Annotated in this window: 18 protein-coding genes; 7 read left to right on the top strand and 11 right to left on the bottom strand. The window is 70.7% G+C overall.

The annotated features are described in order from the left end of the window. Positions 1–16: 16 nt before the first annotated feature. The 3 genes from ACQPYZ_RS23465 to ACQPYZ_RS23455 are packed head-to-tail and all read right to left on the bottom strand — an operon-like array spanning position 17 to position 3,019. Positions 17–742, bottom strand: a complete 726-nt coding sequence (locus ACQPYZ_RS23465; RefSeq protein WP_433159822.1) for a hypothetical protein — start codon at positions 740–742, stop codon at positions 17–19. Continuing rightward, positions 735–1,832: a hypothetical protein gene (locus ACQPYZ_RS23460; protein ID WP_433159819.1), complete on the bottom strand. Its 1,098-nt coding sequence runs from the start codon at positions 1,830–1,832 to the stop codon at positions 735–737. Before ACQPYZ_RS23460 ends, ACQPYZ_RS23465 begins: the two co-directional genes overlap by 8 nt. Then, complete coding sequence (locus ACQPYZ_RS23455) at positions 1,829–3,019, bottom strand: hypothetical protein (RefSeq protein WP_433159815.1); 1,191 nt, start codon at positions 3,017–3,019, stop codon at positions 1,829–1,831. Before ACQPYZ_RS23455 ends, ACQPYZ_RS23460 begins: the two co-directional genes overlap by 4 nt. A gap of 739 nt (positions 3,020–3,758) precedes the next feature. Here ACQPYZ_RS23455 and ACQPYZ_RS23450 point away from each other — a divergent pair. The 3 genes from ACQPYZ_RS23450 to ACQPYZ_RS23440 are packed head-to-tail and all read left to right on the top strand — an operon-like array spanning position 3,759 to position 6,004. Further along, positions 3,759–4,577: a TrmH family RNA methyltransferase gene (locus ACQPYZ_RS23450; RefSeq protein WP_433159812.1), complete on the top strand. Its 819-nt coding sequence runs from the start codon at positions 3,759–3,761 to the stop codon at positions 4,575–4,577. Positions 4,578–4,624: 47 nt separating this feature from the next. After that, positions 4,625–5,605, top strand: coding sequence for a GDSL-type esterase/lipase family protein (locus ACQPYZ_RS23445; protein ID WP_433159809.1), 981 nt, complete (start codon positions 4,625–4,627; stop codon positions 5,603–5,605). Positions 5,606–5,638: 33 nt separating this feature from the next. Beyond that, a complete protein-coding gene (locus ACQPYZ_RS23440) occupies positions 5,639–6,004 on the top strand; it encodes an iron chaperone (RefSeq protein ID WP_433159806.1) in 366 nt (121 codons plus the stop codon). Here ACQPYZ_RS23440 and ACQPYZ_RS23435 read toward each other — a convergent pair. From ACQPYZ_RS23435 to ACQPYZ_RS23425, 3 genes are read right to left on the bottom strand one after another with little or no spacing between them, the layout of a single operon-like run. Further along, positions 5,992–6,960, bottom strand: a complete 969-nt coding sequence (locus ACQPYZ_RS23435; RefSeq protein WP_433159804.1) for a hypothetical protein — start codon at positions 6,958–6,960, stop codon at positions 5,992–5,994. The genes ACQPYZ_RS23440 and ACQPYZ_RS23435 overlap by 13 nt on opposite strands. 21 nt (positions 6,961–6,981) lie before the next feature. After that, positions 6,982–8,322: an SWIM zinc finger family protein gene (locus tag ACQPYZ_RS23430; protein ID WP_433159801.1), complete on the bottom strand. Its 1,341-nt coding sequence runs from the start codon at positions 8,320–8,322 to the stop codon at positions 6,982–6,984. Then, positions 8,315–11,164 (bottom strand): DEAD/DEAH box helicase, encoded by a 2,850-nt coding sequence (locus ACQPYZ_RS23425; RefSeq protein ID WP_433159798.1) that lies wholly within the window; start codon positions 11,162–11,164, stop codon positions 8,315–8,317. Before ACQPYZ_RS23425 ends, ACQPYZ_RS23430 begins: the two co-directional genes overlap by 8 nt. Before the next feature lie 134 nt (positions 11,165–11,298). Between ACQPYZ_RS23425 and ACQPYZ_RS23420 the strand changes: the two genes are divergently transcribed. Next, positions 11,299–12,273, top strand: a complete 975-nt coding sequence (locus ACQPYZ_RS23420) for a zinc-binding dehydrogenase (protein ID WP_433159795.1) — start codon at positions 11,299–11,301, stop codon at positions 12,271–12,273. 23 nt (positions 12,274–12,296) lie between these two features. Here the strand turns inward: ACQPYZ_RS23420 and ACQPYZ_RS23415 are convergent, their stop codons facing one another. After that, a complete protein-coding gene (locus ACQPYZ_RS23415; protein WP_433159792.1) occupies positions 12,297–13,574 on the bottom strand; it encodes a diguanylate cyclase in 1,278 nt (425 codons plus the stop codon). A 177-nt stretch (positions 13,575–13,751) separates the two neighbouring features. On the opposite strand from ACQPYZ_RS23415, the gene ACQPYZ_RS23410 reads away from it, so the two are divergent. Continuing rightward, positions 13,752–13,949 (top strand): DEAD/DEAH box helicase, encoded by a 198-nt coding sequence (locus ACQPYZ_RS23410; protein WP_433159789.1) that lies wholly within the window; start codon positions 13,752–13,754, stop codon positions 13,947–13,949. 78 nt (positions 13,950–14,027) lie between these two features. Here the strand turns inward: ACQPYZ_RS23410 and ACQPYZ_RS23405 are convergent, their stop codons facing one another. Then, complete coding sequence (locus ACQPYZ_RS23405) at positions 14,028–15,272, bottom strand: MFS transporter (RefSeq protein WP_433159786.1); 1,245 nt, start codon at positions 15,270–15,272, stop codon at positions 14,028–14,030. A gap of 405 nt (positions 15,273–15,677) precedes the next feature. On the opposite strand from ACQPYZ_RS23405, the gene ACQPYZ_RS23400 reads away from it, so the two are divergent. Both ACQPYZ_RS23400 and ACQPYZ_RS23395 read left to right on the top strand, forming a co-directional pair. After that, positions 15,678–18,242: an MXAN_6230/SCO0854 family RING domain-containing protein gene (locus ACQPYZ_RS23400; RefSeq protein ID WP_433159783.1), complete on the top strand. Its 2,565-nt coding sequence runs from the start codon at positions 15,678–15,680 to the stop codon at positions 18,240–18,242. 103 nt (positions 18,243–18,345) lie between these two features. After that, complete coding sequence (locus ACQPYZ_RS23395; RefSeq protein WP_433159780.1) at positions 18,346–18,909, top strand: hypothetical protein; 564 nt, start codon at positions 18,346–18,348, stop codon at positions 18,907–18,909. Between the two features lie 86 nt (positions 18,910–18,995). Here ACQPYZ_RS23395 and ACQPYZ_RS23390 read toward each other — a convergent pair whose 3' ends face one another. The 3 genes from ACQPYZ_RS23390 to ACQPYZ_RS23380 all read right to left on the bottom strand — a co-directional run bounded on the left by ACQPYZ_RS23390 (position 18,996) and on the right by ACQPYZ_RS23380 (position 22,886). Continuing rightward, positions 18,996–20,381 carry a sensor histidine kinase gene (locus ACQPYZ_RS23390; protein ID WP_433159778.1) on the bottom strand — a complete coding sequence of 462 codons (1,386 nt, stop codon included), beginning with the start codon at positions 20,379–20,381 and terminating at the stop codon, positions 18,996–18,998. Beyond that, positions 20,381–22,030 carry an FAD-dependent oxidoreductase gene (locus tag ACQPYZ_RS23385; RefSeq protein ID WP_433159775.1) on the bottom strand — a complete coding sequence of 550 codons (1,650 nt, stop codon included), beginning with the start codon at positions 22,028–22,030 and terminating at the stop codon, positions 20,381–20,383. Before ACQPYZ_RS23385 ends, ACQPYZ_RS23390 begins: the two co-directional genes overlap by 1 nt. A gap of 97 nt (positions 22,031–22,127) precedes the next feature. Continuing rightward, on the bottom strand, positions 22,128–22,886 hold the full coding sequence (locus tag ACQPYZ_RS23380; RefSeq protein WP_433159772.1) for a FadR/GntR family transcriptional regulator: 759 nt from the start codon (positions 22,884–22,886) through the stop codon (positions 22,128–22,130). Positions 22,887–23,061 lie beyond the last annotated feature (175 nt).

Here is a 23,061-nt window from a genome sequence, read left to right as displayed (position 1 = left end):
CAGGCGCTGTGCTTGCTCATCCGTTTCCTTCGGTGTCCGTACGGCGTTCTGCCGCGAGGCTGGTCGCGACCGCTCTGGTGTCGGTGTTGCTTGCGGAGGCGGGTGGGGCTGGGGTGCCGTTGCGGGCGCGGATTGCCTCCGCGATCGGGCTGGCGGGAGCGGCGGCCAGGATGAGTTGGTCCTGGAGCCGGCGTCGGGCTGCGGGAGTGAGACGCTGCAGCTGAGGGCCGGGGATGTAGCTCGGCCCGCCGGAGTGGTCGCCGGACAGCTGGATCAGGCCGGCTGCTCGGAGGCGCTGCAGGGCCAGGCGTCGTTCCTCGCCGCTGATCTTGGTCGTGCGGAGCTCGTCGACCGTCGTCGGGCGGGCCGACTTCCAGCTGTCGCCGGTCAGGATCCCTTCGCTGCGGGGGATGGCGACCGAGTGGATCAGGACGAGCACCAGCACCGCGCGGTCGACGACCGACAACGGTTGCCAGCCCTGCGCGGTCAACGTCTCGGCGATGTCGTCCGCGTAGCCGGACGTCCAGTGGGTGCCGTCGACGTGGACGAGAGTCCGGCCGATCAGCTTCAGCATCTTTGCGACATGTCGACGAAGCGTCACGTCGCGCAGGCCGGCCAGCTGCACCTCGGCGACCGGGTGCGCGGCGTACTGCACGGCGCTAAACGCGGCGAGCACCTCGTCGCGGCCTCGATCGCTCAGGTCCTGTAGCAGTGGATCGAACAACGCATGCTGCTCAGTCATCCGCCGCCTCCGAGGACAACGGCTCCGTGGCCCGGGGCTGCTCCGGAGTGGGATCCGAGGTAGGCGGCTGATCCGGGCCAGAGTCCGAGGCCGGGCTCGGCTGGTCGGAGGCGGGCGGCTGATCCGGGGCCGGGGGCTGGTCCGGGTCAGCGTTCCCGGCTGGGTGCGGCTGGTCCGAGGCAACGGTCGAGGCCGGTTGCAGCTGGTCCGGGGTCGGGTGCGGCTGGTCCGGGTCAGCGTTCCCGGCTGGGTGCGGCTGGTCCGAGGCAACGGTCGAGGCCGGTTGCAGCTGGTCCGGGGTCGGGTGCTGCTGGTCCGGGGCAGGGTCGGAGGCCGGGCCTGGCTGGTCGGCGGCGAGCGGCTGATCCGGGGCCGGGGCCTGGTCCGGAGTGGGATCCGAGGCGGGCGGCTGGTCCGGGACGGCGTCCGAGGCTGGGCGCGGCGCTTCCGCGGCGGCAGGATTCGGGGCCTGGCGCTGGTCATCTGGAGCGGGGGGTAGGGGGTCGGATTCGGGGTGCGGTGCTGGGGGTTCGGCGAGGACCGCGGGTGGGGGGTCGGGGAGATGGCGGCAGAGGTCTCTGAGGGTGGCTTGGTCTGTGGCGGTCCAGGTGATGACGCGCGGGCCCATACGGACCTCGCCGGCCTTCTCGTTCCACAGGAGCCAGTGGGTTGCATGGAGGCGGCGGAGGCTGCCGATGATCAGCGTGAGGTCGCTCGACTGTTCGTGCCGGCCGCGCATGCCGGCGTACACGGACCGGATCTGCGCGAGGGTCCCGACCGAGCCGGGCCATGCCGGGCCGCTGCGGTCCGTCCAGCAGCAGGCCACGCAGATCGAGAGAACGCGGGCCGTCTCGTTCGGCTGCTCGACGGCGACCGGGGGAGTGCCGAGCTCCTCCAGCACCGTGTGACCGGCGCCCGAAGGCAACGTGGGAACCAACCACACCGTCGAACCGTCCGGTGATGCGGCTCGTGTCAGGCCGGCGACTGCAGGCGTGTCCGGCGGGACCTCGAGCGGGCCGGCGGACTGCACCTTCGCCCACCACAAGGCGTTGTAGAGCCGCCGCTCGACGGCCTCCGACGGCGTACTCATCGTGTCACCCGCCTGAACACGCCTTCGGTCGCCCACGGCGTCCCGGCGTTCGGGTCGATCCGCATCCCGTCCGACCACACCAGCTCGTAGTCGAGCTCGTCATGCAGATGCGCCGCCGTCAACTCCGCCAGCACCCGCCGAGCGGTGATCCAGTCGCCGGCCTCGTCGACCACCTCGACGACATCCACGGACGGTCGTCCGGCGAGCACCCGCTCGGCCTCGGCGCGCAACTCCTCGCGGTCCGTCGCCGCGGCCGACTCCGGCGCGGCAGTGTCCTCGGTCGGTCGCGGCGGCGCCATCCGCGCGGTCCCGGTCCGTCGACCGGTCTCGACCGCCTCGACCATTGTCTGCGGCGAGAAGTCCGGCGCGGCCGCGTCGAACAGCAGGCCGTCCAGCACGCCCGCGAGTACGTCGGGCTCGCTGCTCCGGGTGAACGTCAGCCACGTCTCGATCGGCAGTAGCCCGAGCGCACGCGTCGTACCGGCTCGCTCCACCAGGCGTCCCGCAGCCAGTTGTACGGCGTCGGCGTACGCGGCCAGCGACATGCGCAGCGACGTACAGGCGCGGTGCAGGCTCGGCCACCGCTCGAGAACGATCCGGTGGACCTTTTCGGCCTGCTCGATCAGGCGCTCGTTGCCCCAGGCGAGCTGCGCGTTCTCCCGCAGCTGGGCGGTCGTGCTGGTCGACACCAGGATCGCGAGCTCGTTGCCGAGCAGGCGGAAGACCTTCGTCAGCCGCTCGATCGACGCCTGGCCTTGGTCGACGGTCGCCTGCGGATCGCTGACGCTGTGCGCTTCGAGCGTGAGTAGTTGGTGCAGCTCCGCTTGGCCGCCCTGGACGGACATGCGGCGCAGGAACATCAGCATGACGTACGGCGCGAACGCGGCGCGGTGGCGCAGTTCGTTCGGACGGTCGACGAGCTTGGTGATGGCGCCGTACTGCCGGAGGACCTCGAAGCGCCGGACGATCACGTCGTGCGGGTAGGCGCGGCAGGCCAGCGTCGCCTGCTCCACGGTCAGGCCGTCGCTGCCGGCCTCGGCGAACGCGTCCAGGATCGCTTGGTCGACATCCAGTAGCTCGGGGTCGACGATCATCGCGCCGGCCTCGCGGGCGAGGACCGCGAAGACCTGGCGGTAGACGCGCAGTACGGCGGCCTCGGCCTCGGCGTCCAGCAAGGTGGCGTCCATCCGTACTCCCTCCCGTGTGACAGCGCCCGGCTACCAGAGGAAAGGACTCTAACCACCCGCACCGACAGACCAAAACCGGGATGCCACCGACCTGTGGACAAACGAGAAGGGCGGGGTGAGCGGGCACACCGACAGGCCAAAACCGGGATGCCGTCGACCTGTGGACAAACAAGAAGGGCGGGGTGAGCGGGCACACCGACAGACCAAAACCGGGTTGGTGTCGGCCTGTGGACGAACGGCGAGGGGCGGGAAGGCGGGTCCTGCGGGCGGGGGCCGGGTTGGGGATGGGTGTCGAGAGGCGGGCAGGGTGGGTGACCGGACAGGTCAGGAGTGGGTGGGGGTCGAGGGTGGGTGAACGGCGAGGGCCGGGGAGGCGGGTCTCACGGGCGGGGGCGCCGGGTTGGGGGTGGAGGAGCGGTGGGGAGGTTGGGTGACCGGACGGGCGAGGAGCGGGTGGGGGTCGAGGGTGGGTGGACGGGGAGGGTGGGGAGAGCGGGGTTGCGGGGGAGTGAGGCCGGGGTGTGGGGTGGATGAGCTGAGGGAGGGTGGGGTGTGGAAAACGGGGTGCGGGGTGGGTGGGGGGTGCTTACTATCCGAAGCGTGAAGAGAATCCTTGGCTGATGCGGTCCAGGTAGACCGCGTCCAGACCACGGCGCCTTCGGGCGTTCGCCACGCCGGCGTGTGACCCACGACAGGGTCCCCGGCGCGCTTGCTAATTCTCTCCTTCCGGAGCTTGCACATGACCGTGCACCCTGCCGTTCCCCGAGCGCGCTCGATCGGCGCGCAGCACCCGCGGGTCCGTGACCTGCTGACCGTCCGCAAGGACGGCGCACCCGGCCGGATCATGATCGAGGGCACGTGGGAACACGACCGCCTACTCACCACCGAGTCCCCGATCGAGGCGCTCTTCTGGTGCCCCGAGGCCGGTACGACGTACGCCGTCGACCGGATCGCCGATCGCGCGACCGAGGTGTACCGCATCTCGGAGAAGCTGCTCACCCGCGTCTCCCGCAGGACGCGTTCGGACGGCCTGATCTCGATCGTCCGGCTGCCCGTCTGGCGTCCGCAGACGTTGCGGTTCACCAACTCGTCCCTGGTCCTGGTGGCCGACGGAGTCGAGTACGCCGGCAACCTCGGCACCCTGATCCGTACCGTCGACGCCGCCAACGCCGACTGCCTCGTCCTGACCAGCCGCCGGGCGCGGCCGAGTCATCCGGCGGTGTACTCCGCCAGTCGCGGGACGATCCTGACCACGCCGATCGTCGAGTTCGACGACGTCGCGGCAGCGGCCACCTGGTTGCGCGGCCACGGCTTCCAGATCCACCTGGCTCACCCGGCGGCGAGCGGCAGCTACCGCGAACGTACGTACGACGGACCGACGGCCTTCGTGGTCGGTTCGGAGGGCGCCGGGCTGTCGAAGGCGTGGCACGAACAGACGCACGAGCAGGGGTGCGGGGCGGTGTCGATCCCGATGCTCGGGCAGGCGGACTCGCTGAACGTCGCGTTGTCCGCCGGCATCCTGCTGTTCGAGGCGCGGGCTCGGAAGGAAGGGTGGTGAGCGGCCAGGCAGAATTGCGGTCGACGCCGAAGATTGAGGAGTGACACGTGCCGTTCGAGCCTGGTGAGGTCGTCGCGCCCGGAGACCCGCGCATCGTGCTGGAAGGCCAGTGGGGGCACCAGCCCGGGGTGGCGATCACCGTCAACTCGGGCTCGCGGATCTCGTTCTCGTTCGCGGGTGAGTGGCTGCAGTTGCTGTTCGACACGGACGGGCTCACCATCGCGCCGCACCTGTGGATCACGATCGACGACGGCGAGCCGGCGCTCCACCTGGTCGAGAACCCGGTGATCGAGCTGTCCGCGCCCGACGGCCGGCACCAGGTCGAGGTCGTGGTCAAGGACGTCAACGAGCACGTCAACCGGTGGAACCCGCCGTTCGAGTGCGCGGTCGTGTTCGCCGGGCTGGTGCTGGACGTGAACAGCCGGCTGCGGTTGAGCGGCCGCCCGGGCGGACCGCGGCTCGAGTTCTACGGCGACTCGATCACGCAGGGCGTACGCGCGCTCAGCACCGAGCCGGAGTCCGACGGCGCCGACGGCACGGTGTCGTACGCCTATCTGACCGCGCGCGCTTTCGGCGGTACGTCGTACCAGGTCGGCTTCGGGCGGCAGGGGATCCTCCGGCCGGGGAACGGCGACGTGCCGCCGGGCGTGGAGTCGTTCGGCTGGAACTTCGCCGGGTCGCCGGCCGAGCGGGTCGAGGAGCCGGACGTCGTGGTCATCAACCTCGGCGTGAACGACGAGACGCTCGAGCCGGAGCAGTACGCCGACTTGGTGCGGCGCGTCCGGACGGCGTACCCGGCGGCGACGATCGTGTCGCTGACGCCGTTCAACGGCAAGCACAACGACGTGATCCAGGCGGCCGTCAAGTCGGTCGACGACCCGCGGCTCGTCCTGGTCGACTCCACCGGCTGGATCACCGAGGCCGACACGACCGACGGCGTCCACCCGTCGGTCTCCGGCCACCGGACGATCGCGGACCACCTCGTCACCGCGCTGGAGACGCACACCTCGCTGCGCCGCCGCCCCTAGCACGCGGTCCGTCGGCCGGTCAGGATGATGGGTATGGCGGAGAACAAGTTCACGAGCGTGGACGAGTACATCGCGTCGTTCCCGGCCGACGTACGGGAGGTGTTGGAGGAGGTACGCCGTACCGTCCGCGCCGTCGTCCCGGACGCGGGGGAGAAGATCAGCTACCAGATCCCGACCATCACGCTCGGCGGGAAGTACCTGCTCTACTTCAGCGCCTGGAAGGAACACCTCTCCATCTACCCGATCCCACCCGTCGACGAAGAGCTGGCCGCCGCCCTCGAGCCCTACCGCTCAGGCAAAGGCACCCTGAAGTTCCCCCTGAACAACCCGATCCCGTACAACCTCATCACCCGCCTGACCGAAGCCTTCGTCACCGAGCGGGGTGGTCAGCGCACGTAGGCGGGCTCGATCGCTCGGGCGAGCGCCGCGACGGGGATCGCTCGCATGGTCGAGAACGGGGCGACCCTGATCGAGACGAAGGTCTCCTGGGGAGTGCGGAACGCGAGCGGGCCGTCGGTCTGCTGCCAGCCTTCGGCGCCGATGGCCACGCGGCGGGTGATGTTCAGTTGGCTGCCCCCGGCGTCCCGCAGGGCGGTGAAGGTGAGATACTCGTCGGATCCGATGCCTCCGGAGCTGGTCTGGACGACGCGGGTCGGCGTACCCCATTGGCAAAACAGGTGTCCATCGACGACGGCGTCGCGGCGGACCACCGCCTTGCTGCCGAGCAGGCTTTCGGCAGCGGCTGTCCCGCGTGCGCATTCGGGTCTCTCGACGACCGGCTGGGGTGCCGGGATTCCTCCGGGGAGGGCGGCGATTGCCCGTGCGATTGCTTTGAGTTCGTTCAGGCCGTCTTCACGGAAGTCCTCCGCGGCGACCCTGACGAGCCGGTCACCGGTGCGGAACGCAAGCCGCGGAGCGGCAGCGGCCGGATTCCATGCCCAGGAATCGGCTCCGAGTCCGCCGTCGATGATCTTGGCGACGGTGTCTGTCCCGAGTTGCGCCTCGTCGAGTCGCCGTACCGCGGCCGCCTCCGCCACGCTGACCGGGAGGATCGAGACCGAGACCCTGATGGCGTGGCCCGGCTGTGCGCCGTCGATCAGGCGGCAGCCGTCGGCTGGTGGTGCGTAGAAGGCGGTCCTGAACTCCGCTTTCCAGTCACCGGCCAGCGTTGGGAGGACGCGTTCGCAGAGGTCGCTGGTCGACGTCGGCGCGGTCGATGGCGGCGCGGTCGATGGCGGTGTTGCTGTCGGCGATGGTGTCGTCTGCGCGGCGGGCTTAGCTGGTTCGTCGGCGTCGCACGCGGGCAGGGCCAGGAGGACCAGGGCGCACGTGAGGCCGGCGGCGACACGACGCATTCGTTGCCCCTCCCCAGGAAGTCACTTCGGCCGCAGCTTAGGGCGTGCCGCGCCGGGCGGGAAATCAGTGTCGTCCGTCAGGAGGTCCCGGGGATCGGGCGAGGGTGGTCGGGTCAGGGTCCAGTCGTTGAAGTGTTGGTCGAAGCGGTACCAGAGGCCGTCTTGGGCCAGGCGGAGTTGGGTGCGGCCCGCGGTGATTCGGTTGCCTTCGGTGGTGCCGGGTAGGGCGTCGAGGCCTTCGGCCAGGGCTTGGGGGTCGGCGTCGGTGGGGTCGTCGATGGTGGCGGCGAGGCCGCCGGGGCCGGCTTGCTGCCAGGCTGCAGCCCAGCTGGTGAGCTGGCGGGCCGAGATGTTCGCTCGGTGGGCGAGGTCCGCGAGCTCCGGCGCACCCAGGAGTTGGGCTGCGCGGCGGGCCAGGTCTTGCTCGAACGTGAGGTGCAGGCCGCCGTCCGCGTCGCCGGACGCGAGCTCCCAGGCGCGGCGGGCGGCGTCGGTCGCGAGGGCGACCAGGTCGCGTACGTCGACGCCGGAGGAGCGCGGTGGATCCAGGGCCTTGACCGCCGCCGGCTGCCCGGGCGACCCCATCGGCCGAGGCGGCGCCGGCAAACCACTCACCTGCCCCGGCAAACCACCCGCCTGGCCCGGCCCACGGTCGCGCGCCTGACCTGAAGCCGTGGTCAGGTGCTGAGCGAAGGCTTTGCGGGCCGGGATGCCGGCAGGTGGTGGCTTGGGGGGTGGCGTGCTGGAGGGCGTGGTGGTGGAGCGGCGGCTGCGGAGGGCGGTGAGGAGGTCTTCGCGGGGGCGGCCGCGGAGGAGGAGCAGGGCGAAGGGGTCGTCGTCGAGGGCGTCGGCGATCAGGTAGCAGACGGCGGCGGAGTGTTTGCACGGTACGGCGAAGTCGGGGCAGCTGCAGTTGGTCAGGACCTCGCCGGCGCCGGGCAGGAGGTCCAGGCCGGCGGCATGGACGTCGTCCACGACCTCCGGTGGAAGCTCACCGTCGAGGAGGGCTGCGACCCGGCCGATCTGGGACGAGACGACGTCGAGTACGGCGTCCCACTCGGCGGTCGTGAACGCGCGGATCCGGACCGTCACCTGGTACGGCGTGACGCGGCTGCCCTGGACCACGGCCTCGACCTGTCCGGGGGAGACCGTCAACTCGAGCACACTCCCGCGACGCGCGTACGACCGTCCGCGGGACAACCGGTTCGGATCCAGTCGGGCCCGTTGCTCCAACGCCTCCAGCCACGCCCGGCCCCACCATGTCGCGCCGAACGGCCGCCGACTGCCAGGACCCTTCGCTGCGGGCAGCCCGGCATCCTCACCTCTCCGCCGCCACCCCTGCCACGGCACCCGCTCATTCATCAACGTCACCCCCACCCAACCTGCCCGGCTGTGGGCTGGGTGACGTGCCGGCGGTCGGTGCGCGGCCGACGGCCGATGGGTTGTAGGCGCTGGCCGAGCCGGACTTGGCGGGCGTGGTCGAGAGCTCTACAAGCTCGGTCAGCTCAGTGTCGGAGAGTTCGCTCAACCAGGCCTCGCCGGAGCCGACCACCGCGTCGGCGAGGTCTCGCTTGCCGGCGATCACTGTGGAGATGCGGTCTTCCAACGTGTTCTCGGTGACCAACCGATGGACCTGGACCGGCCGATCCTGCCCGATGCGGTACGCGCGGTCGGTCGCTTGGTCCTCGACCGCCGGGTTCCACCACCGGTCGTAATGCACCACGTGCGTCGCCCGCGTCAGCGTCAGCCCGACCCCACCCGCCTTCAGCGACAGCAGGAACACCTGGGCCTCGCCGGCCTGGAACTCCGCGACCAACTGTTCTCGCTTCCGCACCCCGATCCCACCGTGCAGGAACAACGATTTGACCCGTCGCGCCGCCAGATGCGCCTCGATCAGCCGGCACATCTCGACGTACTGGCTGAAGATCAGCACCGATTCGCCCTCGGCCAGGATGACGTCGAGCAGCTCGTCGAGCGCGGCCAGCTTGCCCGAGCGCCGCTCCAGCGGCCCCGGCTCGTGCAGGAACTGTGCCGGATGGTTGCACACCTGCTTCAGCTGCGTCAGCAGGCTCAGCACCAGCCCGCGCCGCGCGATCCCCTCGGCCGACTCGATCTTCGCCAACGTCTCCTTCGCCACGGCCTGGTACAGCGTGGCCTGCTCGACGGTGAGGGGTACGACGACGTCGTGCTCGGTCTTCTGCGGGAGCTCCGGCGCGATCCCGGGATCACTCTTCCGCCGCCGCAGCAGGAACGGCCGCGTCACCCGCGCGAGCCGCGCTGTCGCCTCCTCGTCGTGGAACCGCTCCACCGGTACGGCGACGTCGTGCCGGAACCGGTCGAGCGTCCCGAGCAACCCCGGCGCCGCCCAGTCCAGGATCGACCACAGCTCGGACAACCGGTTCTCGACCGGTGTCCCGGTCAGCGCGATCCTGGTTGCCGATGGCAACGTCCTCAACGCCCGCGCCGTCCGGGAGAGCGGGTTCTTCGCGTGCTGCGCCTCGTCTGCGACCGCGAGCCCCCAGAACACCTCGCCGAGCACTCGGTGATCCTGCCGGACCACGCCGTACGTGGTCAGGACGACCTCGTCGGGGGAGAGGTCGGCGAGGCTCCGCCCGGCACCGTGGAACCGCCGGGTGGGCACGTCCGGCGCGAAGCGGGCGAACTCGCGCTCCCACGTCCCGAGCAGTGTCGACGGACAGACCACCAACGTCGGGCCACGGCCCTGCAGTTGGAGGTGCAACGCGATCACCTGGATCGTCTTGCCCAGACCCATGTCGTCGGCCAGACAGCCGCCCAGGCCGAGATCGGCAAGCTGCGCCATCCAGGCCACACCACGCCGTTGGTAGTCGCGCAGTGTCGCCCGCAACCCGGCAGGAGAGACGAACGGCGCGGGCTCCTCGGCCGACCGCAAACGCGCGAGCATCGACGCCAGCGAACCGTTCGCGTCGAAGGCGATCAACTCACCGTCGACCTCGAGAGCGCCGGTCAGCGCCGCTCCGAGCGCCTCCGCGCCGGTCAGCTTCCGCGACTCGCCGCGCCGCAGCTTCCGGACGAGGTCGTGGTCGACCCGCACCCAGCGCCCGCGCATCCGGATCATCGGCCGCTTCGCCTCCGCGAGCGCCGCCACCTCCTGCTCCGTCAGCTCCTGCCCGTCGAGCGTCGGTCGCCAGCGGAACGCCATCAGTTCGTTCAGGTTGAAGTCCGGCCCGGTCACCGCTCCGGGCGTCGGCGTCGCAACCGTCCCGCGCACGGCCAACTCACCCGCAAACAGCTCGGTGGGCCAGAGCACCTCGATCCCGGCGCCCTCGAGCTCGGTGCTGCCCTCGGCCAACTCCTCGAGCGCCGCATCGTCGACGTCGATCTCGGAGGGCGCCGCATCCCGCAGCGCAGCTCCCAGCGGCGGCCACACCCGGGCCCCGCGCCGCAAGGCCAGCAGCAGGTCCGTCTCCGCACGCTCGCCCAGCGCGGACAGTACGGCGGCCGGCGCGTTCCACACGTCCTCGACGTCCACGAGCAGACTGGGATCCACACCGCTGCGCAACTGCAGCACCGCCCGGAACTCGGCCTCCTCCTCGGGCGGCTCGATCCGCAGCACCAACCGCGCACCGGCCTCCTCGCTCTGCGCGGTCTCCTCCAGCCACGCGGTCGAGCCCGTCAGCGACACCGGCTCCACCGCCGCGAACGCCGACGCACCGGGACGTACGGCGACAGCCGCGGCCGACGTCCGCACGAGCGTGTCGGCGATCGCGTCCCAGAACGCGCGCACCAACTGCTCGGGATCGACCAGCCGCACCGGTCGCGTCCCCTCGATCGGCAGGGCATGTGCGTACGGCGGCATCGCCGCACCGAGGTTCTTCAACCAGCCGCGGTCCAGCGGATCCAGCGGCGCTACCCGCCAAGCGCCGTAGCCGCTCGGGCTGCTGTCGGGGACCACCCGCCCACGGGCGATCAGCGACAGCCCGGCCAGCGTCGCCGTCCGCCACGCCTCCCAACTCTCGGAGCCGGCGGGATCCGACACCCGGTCGAGGACCTGCGAGACGGTCAGCCACCGCGCCGGCACCGTCGTCCGGCGCACCTGTGAGCCCTTCGGCAGCACGAGCTCCACCGTCCCGTCGGCGACCTCGCCGGCCGCCGCGAGGTCGCCGTACAACGCCAGCCTGCCCGCGCGGGGCGGGTCGGCAGGGACGAAGACGGCGTCGAACATGCCCTGCACAGTACGCCGGACCACCGACAGATTCCCGCCGGTCGCAAGGCCCTGTGGACAACCGCCCCGACTTGACCTGAACACAAGTTGAGGTTGCAGCCTCGAAGCTCACAGAGTCCCTGAAGGAGCAGCGAATGAGAGCAGCAGTGGTGACCGAGTTCGGTGGGCCCGAGGTGATCAGGACCCAGGACTGGCCCGACCCCGTGCCGTCAGCCGGTGAGGCGCAGGTCGAGGTCGCCGTCGCCGACGTCATCTTCGTCGAGACCGCGATCCGCAGCGGCGGTCACGGCCAGTTCTTCGACGTCCAACCGCCGTACGTCCCCGGCGGTGCGCTCGCCGGCACCGTCCGCGCGGTCGGCGAACAGGTGCCGGCCGACTGGATCGGCAAGACCGTCGTCGGCCGCGCGGTCGGCTTCGGCGCGCACGCCGAGCTGTCGAACGCCGACGCCGCGAGTCTCGTCGAGGTCCCGACCGGGCTCGACCTAGAGACCGCGATCGCGGTCTTCGGCGACGGCTTCACCGCCCTGATGCTGGAGGAGCTCGCGCCACCGATGCAGGGCAAGGAGGTGCTGGTCACCGCGTCCGCCGGTGGCATGGGTCTGCTCCTGGTCCAGCTCGCACACAAGGCCGGCGCACACGTCGTCGCGGCCGCGCGCGGTCAGGCCAAACTCGACCTGAGCAAGGCGCAGGGCGCGGATGTGGTGGTCGACTACTCCAAGCCGGGCTGGGAGAAGCAGGTGCTCGAGGCGACCGGCAACCTGGGCGCCGACATCGTCTTCGACGGCGCCGGCGGCGAGCTCGGGGCGGCCGCGTTCACGGTCCTTCGGGACGGCGGCTGGTTCTCCGCGCACGGCGCCCCGAGCGGCGGCTTCGCGGCGTACGACGCCGACGAGGCGGAGCGTCGTGGGATCACAGTGAAAGGCATCTACGACCTCAGAGCCGACACGACCAGTACGACGATCACCGGCGCCAAAGTGATCGCCAGAGCCGTCGCGGGCGACCTCAAGCCCGTGGTGGACCAGGTCTACGACCTCGACCACGTCGCCGACGCACACAGGGCCCTGGAGCAGCGCCAACTGCTCGGCAAAGCCCTGATCAGAGTGCGCTAGTCGCCGACCCTGACCAGAGTGCGCTAGTCGCCGACCGGCTGGTCTGTGTGCTCGGTGACTGCCGGCGGGTTCGGGCGGGCCGCCACGATGCGGTTGCGCCCGTCCCGCTTCGCGCTGAGCAGTGCGTTGTCGGCCGCCAGCACCAGCTGATCCATCGTGTCGGCGACGTCCGGATACACCGCGGCGCCGAACGACGCCGGTACGCCGGTGATCACCGCGGTCGTCTCCGTGGCCGTGTCCACGGACACGCTCAGCGTGCTCAGCCGGTCCCGGATCCGCTCCGCGACCTCTAGTACCTCACCTTCCGAGGCACCGGGCAGCAGCACGGCCAACTCGTCTCCACCGACCCGTGCGACCAGATCGCCCTGCCGGACCTCCGCACGCACGCTCTCACCGACGGCACGCAGCGCCTGGTCGCCGGCCGGGTGGCCGTAGGTGTCGTTGATCTCCTTGAACTTGTCCAGGTCCAGCATCAGCAGACCGACCGAGGAGCGCAGAGTCTCCGCGCGAGCCAGCTCGGCCGGCACTGCGCTCGCCCAGTACGCCGGAGTCGCCAGTCCGGTCTTCACATCCGTCCCCGCAGCCCGCTGGAACTGCGGCAGCAGCAGGTCGCGGTGCAGCGCCAGCACGGTCACCATCAGGATCGGCACCACCCACGGGTACGACGCCTGCAGCGCGGCCACCGCTACACCCAGGCCGAGGCCGGCCACCACGACGAGCTGGTCCGCAAGGTCACCCAGCGCGCCACGGGCGGTGGCGTCAGGGGAGGACAACAGGATCGCGCCGATCACCAGCGCGAAGTTCACCAGCCACCAGGTCGCGGCCGCGCCCACGACGACCAACAGCGTCCACGGCCCGGTCGGCACGCGGGGCTCGGCCAGCAGGCCGCCACCACGCAGTACCGCGGCCGCGGCCGCACTGGCCAGGATGAACGTGCTGGCCGAGAACACCTTGCGGTGGGCGATGGTGCGGCCGTAGACGCGGATCCAGGAGTACCCGTACGAGACCACGATCAGCGCGACCACCAGGCTCAGCGGGAGCAGCAGCAGCCCGGCGAACACCCAGAGGCTCTTCAGGTTGGTGTACGGCGAAGTGTTCGCCGCCATCTCGCGTCGGCGCTCGATTCCGCGGGCAGACTCCAGGTGAAGGACCGAGGCGGCCGCCAGCACCGCGAAGGCGACCCACTCGGTCGGCCTGACGCCGGTTCGGGCGCCGGAGACCGTCGAGGCCAGAGCCAGGGCGGTGATCATGACTGCGACGGCGTCCACGCCGAGCACGTAGCTCAGCGCAGGACGCGGCAACGACCAGAGCTTCCAAAGGCGGGGTGGCACCCAATTGCTCCGACCGATCAGAATCATGGTGGCCTCACACGGTTAGACCTGAGCGGTTATTCCGTAATAGTAACTGCCCGTTCACGCGAGGTCATCCCCGGGCCCGCGTAAATCCATCTGACGGATGGCGAAGGAAGGATCAGCACCATGGCGAAGATCAGCACCGGCAACGAGTGGTTCAACGGCGGCAACGAGTGGTTCACCGGCGGTGGGAACGAGTGGCTGCACGGCGGGAACGAGTGGTTCCGCGGCGGCAACGAGTGGTTCACCCAGGGTGGCAACGAGTGGCTCCGCCGGCCCGGCGGTTCCGGTAACGAGTGGTTCACCGGCGGTAACGAGTGGTGAGCTGACGGATATCACCGGAATTTCTTTACCGACATTTTACGGAGTCCGTCCGGAGGTATTCCCTGAATCTCCGGACGCTCACCGGCCCTCCCTTTCCGGGGTGCCGGCCCCGGACCGGCGGGCGCGGCTCCACGCGGCGCCCGCCGCCACGGCCGCAACGGCCCCCGCGGTGCCCATGACCCCCACCGCGACCGACGGCGAGGACTGGTCGGCGATCAGCCCGGCGAGCAGGATGCCGATGCCCTGACTGCTCTTCAGCGCCGTGCTCGCGACCCCGAAGGCCTGACCTCGCTGCGAGTCGGGCACCGCCTGGACGAAGGCCGCGCTGGTCGGCAGGTGGTACGCCGACGCCAGTCCGGACACCGCCCACAGTGCGACCGTGGGAAGCAGCCCTGGCGCCAGGAAGCAGACAATCAGCGGGACACAGGCCAGCACGGCGAGCGGCCCGAGCAGGCGCATCCGCGCCTCCGGCGGCCACAGCGTGATCAGCCACATGCCCGCGACCGCACCGGCTGGACTCGCGGCGAGCAGCAGGCCGGCGGCTTCCGGTCCGCCACCGATCTCAGCGGCGTACGGGACGGCCAGGCCTTCCACGGTCACGTAGAAGCCGGCGATGGTCGCCAGGATGACCAGTGTGCGCAATTTCGGCGTACGCACGACCAGTGAGAAGCCTGCGGCGAGGTCCTTGAAGTAGCTGCCCTGTGGCTCGCTGGTGTCACGTGCAGGCACCGGGCGCCGGCGTACGCCGAAGGCTATGAGTGCCGCGGACAGCAGGAAGGTGGCGGAGTCGAGCAGGAGGCCGCCCGACGTCCCGACTGCGACCACGATCACGCCACCGGTGCCGAAGCCGAGCACCTGGCTGAACTGCACGACCATGTCGTTCGCAGCCTTGCCGAGGACGTAGTGGTCGCCCGGCAGTACGGCGGGGAGCGTCGCGGCTCGTGCGGCGTTGAACGGTGACCCGAACGCCTGTAGTGCGAGCAGCAACAGGATGACGACCAGGAGCGGCAGAGCCTCGATCGCCATGGCTGCAACGAGAACAGCGCGGGCGAGGTCCGTGACGATCATCACGGTCCGGCGCGGGTAGCGGTCGGCGAACCCGGCGAGCAGTGGCCCGAACAGCAGGTCGGGGACGTACGTCAGCGCGTAGGTAAGAGCGGTGAGGCCGGCCGAGTTGGTGCGGTCGAAGACGAGCACCGACAGCGCCACTCGCGCCAACTGGTCGCCCGCGACGGACAGCACGCCGGCCAGGAACAACGCCCTGAACTCGGCATGCCCGAACACGTCGCGCCAGCGCGCACGCTCCATCACCCCACCCTCCATGCGGTAGACCCTAACCACAATCCGTGTCCCGACACCTCCCGCCTGTAACTGGAAGGGTTTCCCTGCGCCCGATCCGGCGTGGTTCAAAGGTTTGTTCGCGGCGCATCAGTGCCAGATGGTGAACCCGGTGGTTCCCCATTTGGGTGGACGTTCTACTCTGGAGATCTCTGGTACCGGGGTCTGGGCGGGGCGGCCCCGACCCTGGTACCGGAGCTCTTTCATGTTCGGGCCAGGGTTGCGGTTCAGAACTGTTGGTCGTCCAGAAACTGTCGGTGCCTCCCGGTAGCGTTCTTCCTGCCAGGGGCGGCTCCTGGACGTGCTTCCTTCTCCTTCACCAGGCCAAGTAGCGCGTCCGCTCTCCGCCCCTGGCGTGTTCGTCCACGAGCCCGCCGGGGAGGAGACGTGATGCCGGAACAGCACGCGCAGGCCGCCGTACTGCTGCGCCGCCGGCGGCTGGTCGACCCGGCCACCCTGACGCCTCCGGTGCGGCGGTCGGCGTGGCAGTGGTTGCGGCGGCCGCTCACGATTCAGTCCGGCCTCTCCGCGTTGCAGGCCGACCTGGTCCAGCGCGGCTTCCTCTTGTCGGTCGGGCTGTACAGGTATTGCTCCGGTCTGTCCGCGCACGCCCTCGCCGGCTTCGGTCGCGGCCTGCTCGAGCTACTCGACTCGGAGTCCGGTCACGACCAGCGGCATGTGCCACTGTTCCGTGGCTTTCCGGAGAGCGTGCCGGGCAACACCGAGACCTTCTATGTCAACAGGGTGTTCGCGCGGTTGCTGCAGGAGCCCGAGCAGCCGTGTGTGCTGTGCGGCGACGCGAAGGCTGTGCATGCCGTCTCGCCGTGCGCGCACCTCGTCTGCCGGACGTGCTGGGACGGCTCCGACTTCAGCGCCTGCCCGCTGTGCCTGCGCCGGATCGATCCGAACGATCCGTTCCTGAAGCCGTCGTTCGACGAGGTGCAGCCCACCCACGTGCGCTCTGACCGCCTGCGTCTGCTGACCGTAGCGCCGGCCGACGCGGTGCAGTCGACCGTCGAGACCCTGCTGGTACGACGCTCGCCGCTGTCGGCCGCGGATCGGGCCGACCTGCAGGTGCTGCTGGTTGGCGCCGACCCGTCCTGGTTGCCGGACGACATCCCGGTCCGGGAGACGCGGGCGCTGGTCCTCGCGCACTTCGTCGGCGAGTATCCCGAGCTGATCGATCGCACCGGGACGGCCACCGACGTGCTGCGGCTGCTCTACGCGCTGATGGACGCCGACCCGGGCCTGCGGACCCCACCGACCCGGCGAAAATCGTTGCCGCGGGCAACTCGGCGGCTGGTGCTGGCGCGGCTCGACCGGTTGCCGGCCGAGACGCTGATCGAGGACCTGCTCCGGCACGAGCGCGCCTGGAAACGGATCGCGGAGAGCCTGCACCCGTTCGAGTTCGCGTCCCGCTGGCCGCGGGCCGCCCTGGCGTTCGCGGTGCTGCGCGGGACCGACCTGGATCTGGGGACGGCCGCGGGGCGGGCAGTCGTGGCGGAGGCGGCCCGGCATCCGTTCGTGCGGGTCGAAGGCGGGCGGCTGGCGATCAGCACGTTCGCGTCCCGGGTCGAGGAGGCGTTCAGGTCCCGGCCTGCTCATGCGCTCGACCTGCTGCGACAGCGGCCGGGGGAGTTGGCGCGTCGGTTGGTCCAGTTGGCGCGAGCGTTGCCCGCCGATCAGCACGGTGCGCTGGTGGACGCCTTGGCAACCGCGGTCTCGGACGTGTCGCCGGTGGTGCTGACGGCAGCGCTCGGACAGGTCCGTACGCCGCCCGGCGAACTGCGACTGTTCTTCCCCCGGGGCGGGACGGCGCGGATCTGGACGTCGATGGACGAGCGGGAGCCGCTGCCGACCGCGCTGGCGTCGGCGCTGGCCGACGTACTCGTGGGAGAGATGTTGCGTCGGGCAACGGGTTTGCCGCGGTTGCGGCGGGTGCTGCTGGACGAGGAGTTGTCGCGGTTGGCGGCGCCGGCGTCGGAGCGGAGTACGTCGTCGACGTTGCTGCGGGTGACGCGGGGGAGCGCGGTGCCGATTCCGCAGGACGAGTTGCTGCGGTTGTTCCTGCACTGGGTCGAGCCGGAGGGGCGACGGGTCGATCTCGATCTGTCGGTCGCGGTGTTCGACGACGAGTGGGGTTTCGTCGGGCTCTGTGACTACACGCGGCTGCGGTTCGACCAGGACGCGCTCGTGCACTCGGGGGACCTGACGTCCGCGCCGGGACCGCACGGGTCGACGGAGTTCGTGGATCTGGATCTGCGGGCGGTGCGCCGGGTCGGCGGGCGGTATGTGCTGCCGGTGGTCTTCAGCTACAACAACGTGCCGTTCGACGAGCTCGGGCGCGGGTTCGTCGGGGTGATGCAGCAGCCGACCGGGTTGTTCGACCCGGCCGCGGTCGAGGAGCGGTTCGACCTGGGCGGGCGCGCGAGGATCCTGCTGCCGTTCGGTGTCGACCTGCAGACCAAGGAGCTGCGCTGGTACGACGTCAACCTGAGCGCGGCAGGGTCCGGGCACAACGTCGCGAAGTACGCCGGTCAGTTGGCGTTGGCGGCGGCGACGCTGGAGGAGGTGCACGGCGCGGGGGACCGGGTGAGCCTGTGGGAGATCTGCTGCTGGCATGCCGCGGCGCGGACCGACGAGGTCGTCGTCCGGTGCGCCGACGGCTCGGTGGTCGGCTACGTTCGCGATCCCGCTGAGGATCTTTCGGCTTTCGCCCGCCGCCTGACCGCGCGGCTCGAGCCCGACCGGTCCTGGGACCAGGATGCTGCCGCCCGGGCCGACTTCGCGGCGGTGCTGACCGGCGACCTCACTCCACGAGCGGGCGCGGAGGTCTACGCGCTCCACCCACACCTGCTGGATCCTGCGACGCACACGCTGATCGACGCGCCGCACCTGCTGAGCGCCCTCGCTCCCGACACCCGGGCCCACACCCCCGCCACTCTCCCGAGCTGAGCCCCCGCGGATCTTCGAGAATTCTGTGCGGTCGCGCGCTTCGGTGCTTGGGCTTGCCGGGAGGACAGGAGTACAACGGAAGGGACGGCGAAGGGAGCCACGCATGACGTACGACGTGGTGGTGCTCATCGAGCGGGAGATGAGCGAGGGCGACGCGCGCCGCGTTGCCGCCCTGCACGCAAGGTACGAAGAACCCGTCAACTACCACCTGCTCGTCTCGAGTCATCCGGAGAGCGGATTCGGTGGACCGATGGCCCTGCTGGGGTCGAGTTTCGCGGACGTGGCCGGCCTGAGCGGCCCCGCGGCCCTCAGCACCCCGGCCCCCGCCCCATCCGCCGGCCGGGCGGGCGCAGGTGATCGTGCACCGGCGGGCCCGACGCGGACGCCGACGGCGACGCTGGCCGATCCGGATGTCGACCTGGCCTCGGTGATCGAGCACAGTTCGCGCCAGCTCCGTGCTGCCAGCGGCTACCCGGTGAACGTCTCCATCACCCACGGCGAGATCCTGCTGGCCCTGAACACCCTGGTCCGCAGCACCTCGAGTCACGAGGTCGTCGTGGTCGCCTGGCCGGAGACCGCCGCGAGCTTCCTCTGCTCGGACTGGACCACCAAGGCCCGCAAGGCCCTGAAGGTCCCCCGGGTCCGCATCCTCGAGCACGACACCTGACGGATCCCCGACCCACCCGCCGGCCGGTCACCAAGCTGGCCGGCGGTCACAGGCTGGACGGCGGTCACAGGCTGGAGGATCGGCGGTCAGCCTGCGGGCTGGGGTGGTAGCCGCACCGCCACCGTGGTCGCGCCCGGGTGGGACTCGATCGTGATGGTCCCGCCGTGGTGCTCGACCACGATGCGCTGTGCGATGTCGAGCCCGAGCCCGGTGCCCTTCCCGACGTCCTTCGTCGTGTAGAAGGGCTCGAACGCGCGCGCCACCACCTCGGGCGGCATCCCCGGCCCGGTGTCGGCGAACTCGACCACGATCCGGTCGCCGTCGGTCCGAGTGCTGATCCGCAGCGTCCCGCGGCCCGCCATCGCGTCGACCGCGTTGTCGATCAGGTTCGTCCACACCTGGTTGAGTTCGCCGGCGTACGCGTCGATCCGCGGTACGTCGGCGCCGTACGCGCGGATCACCTCGATGCCGTCGCGGAGCTTGTGGCCGAGCATGACCAGCGTGCTCTCGATGCCTTCGGTGACGTCGATCGTCTGGATCGAGCCGCGGTCCAGTTGTGAGTACGAGCGGACCGCGGCCACGAGCTCGGAGATCCGCCGGGTCGACTCCTTCACCTCACCCAACAACGTGGTGGCCGCCAGCGTGCTCGCGACCCATTCGAGCCCGGGCTCCAACGCGTCGCCGAGCACGTCCGCGGCGCGTTCGCACCACTCGGTCGACGCCCCGGCCGCGGCGAGCGGCGGCGCGATCAGCCAGTCGTTCTCGACGTCGTGCCGGTCGAGCCACTCCGAGATGGTGTTCTCGGCGTCGGCCAGGTCGACCGGATCCGGCGCCGCCGTACCCGCGCCGAGTTCCAACCGCAGCGAGTCCAGCGCACTGAACTGCGCGGCCGTGACCTCACCCTCCGCGAGCCGGCGCAGGGCCGACAACAACGAGGCGCACGCCGTGTCGAGCGCGCTAACCGAGCGGGCAGCCGCAGCCGCGGGGTTGTTGATCTCGTGCGCCAACCCGGCCGCCAGCGTTCCCAGCGTGATCAGCGCGTCCCGCTGCCGAGCGGTCGACTCGATCGCGCGAGCGGTCCCGTACACACCCTTGATCAGGTGCCCGCCCAGCGGGAACCACGCGTCGATCCGCTCCCGCAGTACGTCGGCCGGCACCCGCACTACCCGTCCTTCGGCGATCCCGCGGCCGGTGGCGAGGTAGACGCCGTGCTCGTCCCAGGCCCGGAACCCACCGGCCCACCGCCCCGGAACGTCGATCTTGCCCATCACGGTGTCCTCGCGCCCGATCTGGCGATGCAGCGCGATGGCGCCCTCGACCAGCACCCACCAGTAGTCGGCCGGCTCACCTTCGTGGAAGAGGACGACCCCCGGCTCGATCCGGACCTCGGTGCTGCCGTCGATCAGCTCGCCGAGTTGTTCGTCGGTCAGTCCGGCGAAGAGCGCGATCCCGCGCAGTTCCTCGGTGTTCATCAGACGGTCGCAAGGAAGCGGTGGACGAGGTAGACCGACATCGCGCCCTCACCGACGGCCGACGCGACCCGTTTCATCGAGTCGAGCCGTACGTCGCCGGCCGCGAACACCCCGGGGACGCTGGTCTCCAGTGCGTACGGCGGCCGCGGAAGCGCCCAGCGATCCGCGGCGACCAGCTCCGGGCCGGTGACGACGAACCCCTTGCCGTCCCGGACGACCGACTGCCCGAGCCAGTCGGTCCGCGGTGACGCGCCGACGAAGACGAACAGCCAGCTCGCCGGCACCTCCTCGGTCCGTCCGGAGTCCCGGTCGGCGAGCGTCAGCGCCTCGAGGTGGCCGTCACCGCGACACCCCACGACCTCGGTCCGGCAGCGCACCTCGACGTTCGGGGCCGCGGTGATCTTGTCGACCAGGTAGCGCGACATGGAGGTGGTCAACGTGTCGCCGCGGACCAGCAGCACGACGCGCTTGGCGTACCGCGCGAGGTTCAGCGCCGCCTGCCCGGCGGAGTTGGCCGCGCCCACGATGTACACCTCGTCGCCCTGGCACTGACTCGCCTCGCTGGCCGTGGCGCCGTAGTACACGCCGCGGCCGGTCAGGCCGCCGAGGCCGTCGACCTCGAGGCTCCGGTAGGAGACGCCGGTCGCGATGATCACCGCGCGCGCCTCGATCTCGCCGGAACCTTCGAGCAGTACGGCGTGCACCGGTCCGCGGGACTCGAGTCCGACGACACCGCGGGCGAGCACCATCTCCGCGCCGAACCGGGACGCCTGCGCGACCGCGCGGGCCGCGAGGTCCGACCCGGTGAGCCCACGCGGGAATCCGAGGTAGTTCTCGATCGCCGCGCTCGACCCCGCCTGGCCGCCGGGCGCCTCCCGCTCGACGATCACCGTGCTCAGTCCTTCGGAGGCCGCGTAGACGCCGGCCGCCAGCCCGGCCGGTCCACCGCCGACGATGCAGACGTCGTACAGCGGCTGCTCGGCGCGGGTCCGGAGGCCGAGCGCGGACGCGAGATCGATCGCGGACGGCGCGCGGAGGGTGTCGCCCTCGGGGACCAGCACCAGCGGCAGATCGTTGTCGGCGGCACCGGCCAGGTCGCGCAGCCGTTGACCTTCGGCGTCGCGCTCGACGTCGTACCAGCGGTAGGGCACGTGGTTGCGGGCGAGGAAGGTCTTGATGTCGTGCGCCCGGTCGGACCAGCGGTTGCCGACCACGCGGACGTCGGAGGTGTGCTCGGGATTGGCGTGCCGCCAGTCGCCGAGCAGGTCGTCGACGACCGGGAACAGCTGGTCCTCCGGCGGGTCCCACGGCTTGAGCAGGTAGTAGTCCAGCCCGATGTCGTTGATCGCGCGGATCGCGACGTCGGTGTCGGCGTACGCGGTGAGCAGCAGGTACTTCGCGGTCGGTGCGTGCTCGCGGGCGCGGCCGAGCAGTTCGATCCCGGTCATGCCCGGCATCCGCTGGTCGGTGGCGATCAACGCGACCGGCTGGTTACGCAACGCGAGTTTGGTCAGTGCGGCCAGGGCCTGGGCGCCCGACGTCGCCTTGACGACGAGGTAGTCGTCGCCGTACCGCCGGCGCAGGTCGCGGGAGATGGCCGCCGAGACCATCGGGTCGTCGTCGACGCTGAGAATCGCTGGTTTGCTCACGCGGTGCCCCCCCACTGCAGTGAACCGATCACGTCAGCATGACACGAGAATCCCCGCCGCGGCAGAAACGGAAGAGCACCCGGCCGGGAAAGTTGCCTCAGTCCTCGATCAGTGCGCGCAGGGTCTCCCGCTCCGGGCCGGGGACATAGCCGGCGTAGTAGTCGTACATGTTCTGCCGGGCGATCCGGGCGGCCGCATGACCGTCGCCGGCGCGGATCGCGTCGACCACCTCGGCGTGGTGCTGCAGCGACTCGAGCATCAGCGCGCGGCTGTTGCGGGCGTGCGCGATCTTGTCCGAGATCAGGCTGAGGACGACGCCGCGGACGACCTCGTTGCAGGTCTGGATCAGCGAGTTCCGGCTGATCTGCGCGATCATGTCGTGGAAGGCGAGGTCGGCCTCGCTGAACGCCTCGAAGTCGACGTCGATCGCGGCCCGCATGGCGACCAGCGTCTCCTCCAGCTCGGCGAGCTGCTCCGGCGTGCGCAGCCGGGAGCAGACCTGGATCGCGGCGCCGTCCATGATCATCCGGAAGCCGATCAGCTCGCTCAGCGTCAGCTCGTCGACCCGCGCCAGCCGGACCATCTGCTTGCGCAGGGCGGACTGCGAGAACGGCAGGATCTCGGGCCCGTTCGGATCGCCCGGGCGGGACCGGACGACGCCGTTGCTCTCGAGCACCCGCAGGGCCTCGCGCACGGTCGACCGGCTGACCTCGAACTGCGCGACCAGCTCGCGCTCGCTCGGCAGCCGCTGGCCGGGCACGAGCTCGCCGCGGGCGAGGGCCTCCTCGACCTGCTCGACGATCCGCTGGTACGCGCGGACGGGCTGCACCGGCTGGAACCGCGGACCTCTGGTCATTCCGGAGCACCTCCATCGCTTGACAGACCCCTGCGCAGCGACAAACCTAGTGGCCCACTGACACCTAGTCCACTGGTCGGACCAGTCACAGCTGGACGGCGAAGTCGCCGGCCCGGCGTGGCCCGCCCGGCGGGCTCCGGTCGGATCGCCAGAATGCGGCGAGGAAACTGCCGGC

It is taken from the genome of Kribbella sp. CA-247076 (assembly GCF_050942445.1).
In the GTDB taxonomy this organism is placed as follows: Bacteria; Actinomycetota; Actinomycetes; order Propionibacteriales; family Kribbellaceae; genus Kribbella.
This window is presented reverse-complemented; position numbering and strand designations above follow the sequence as displayed.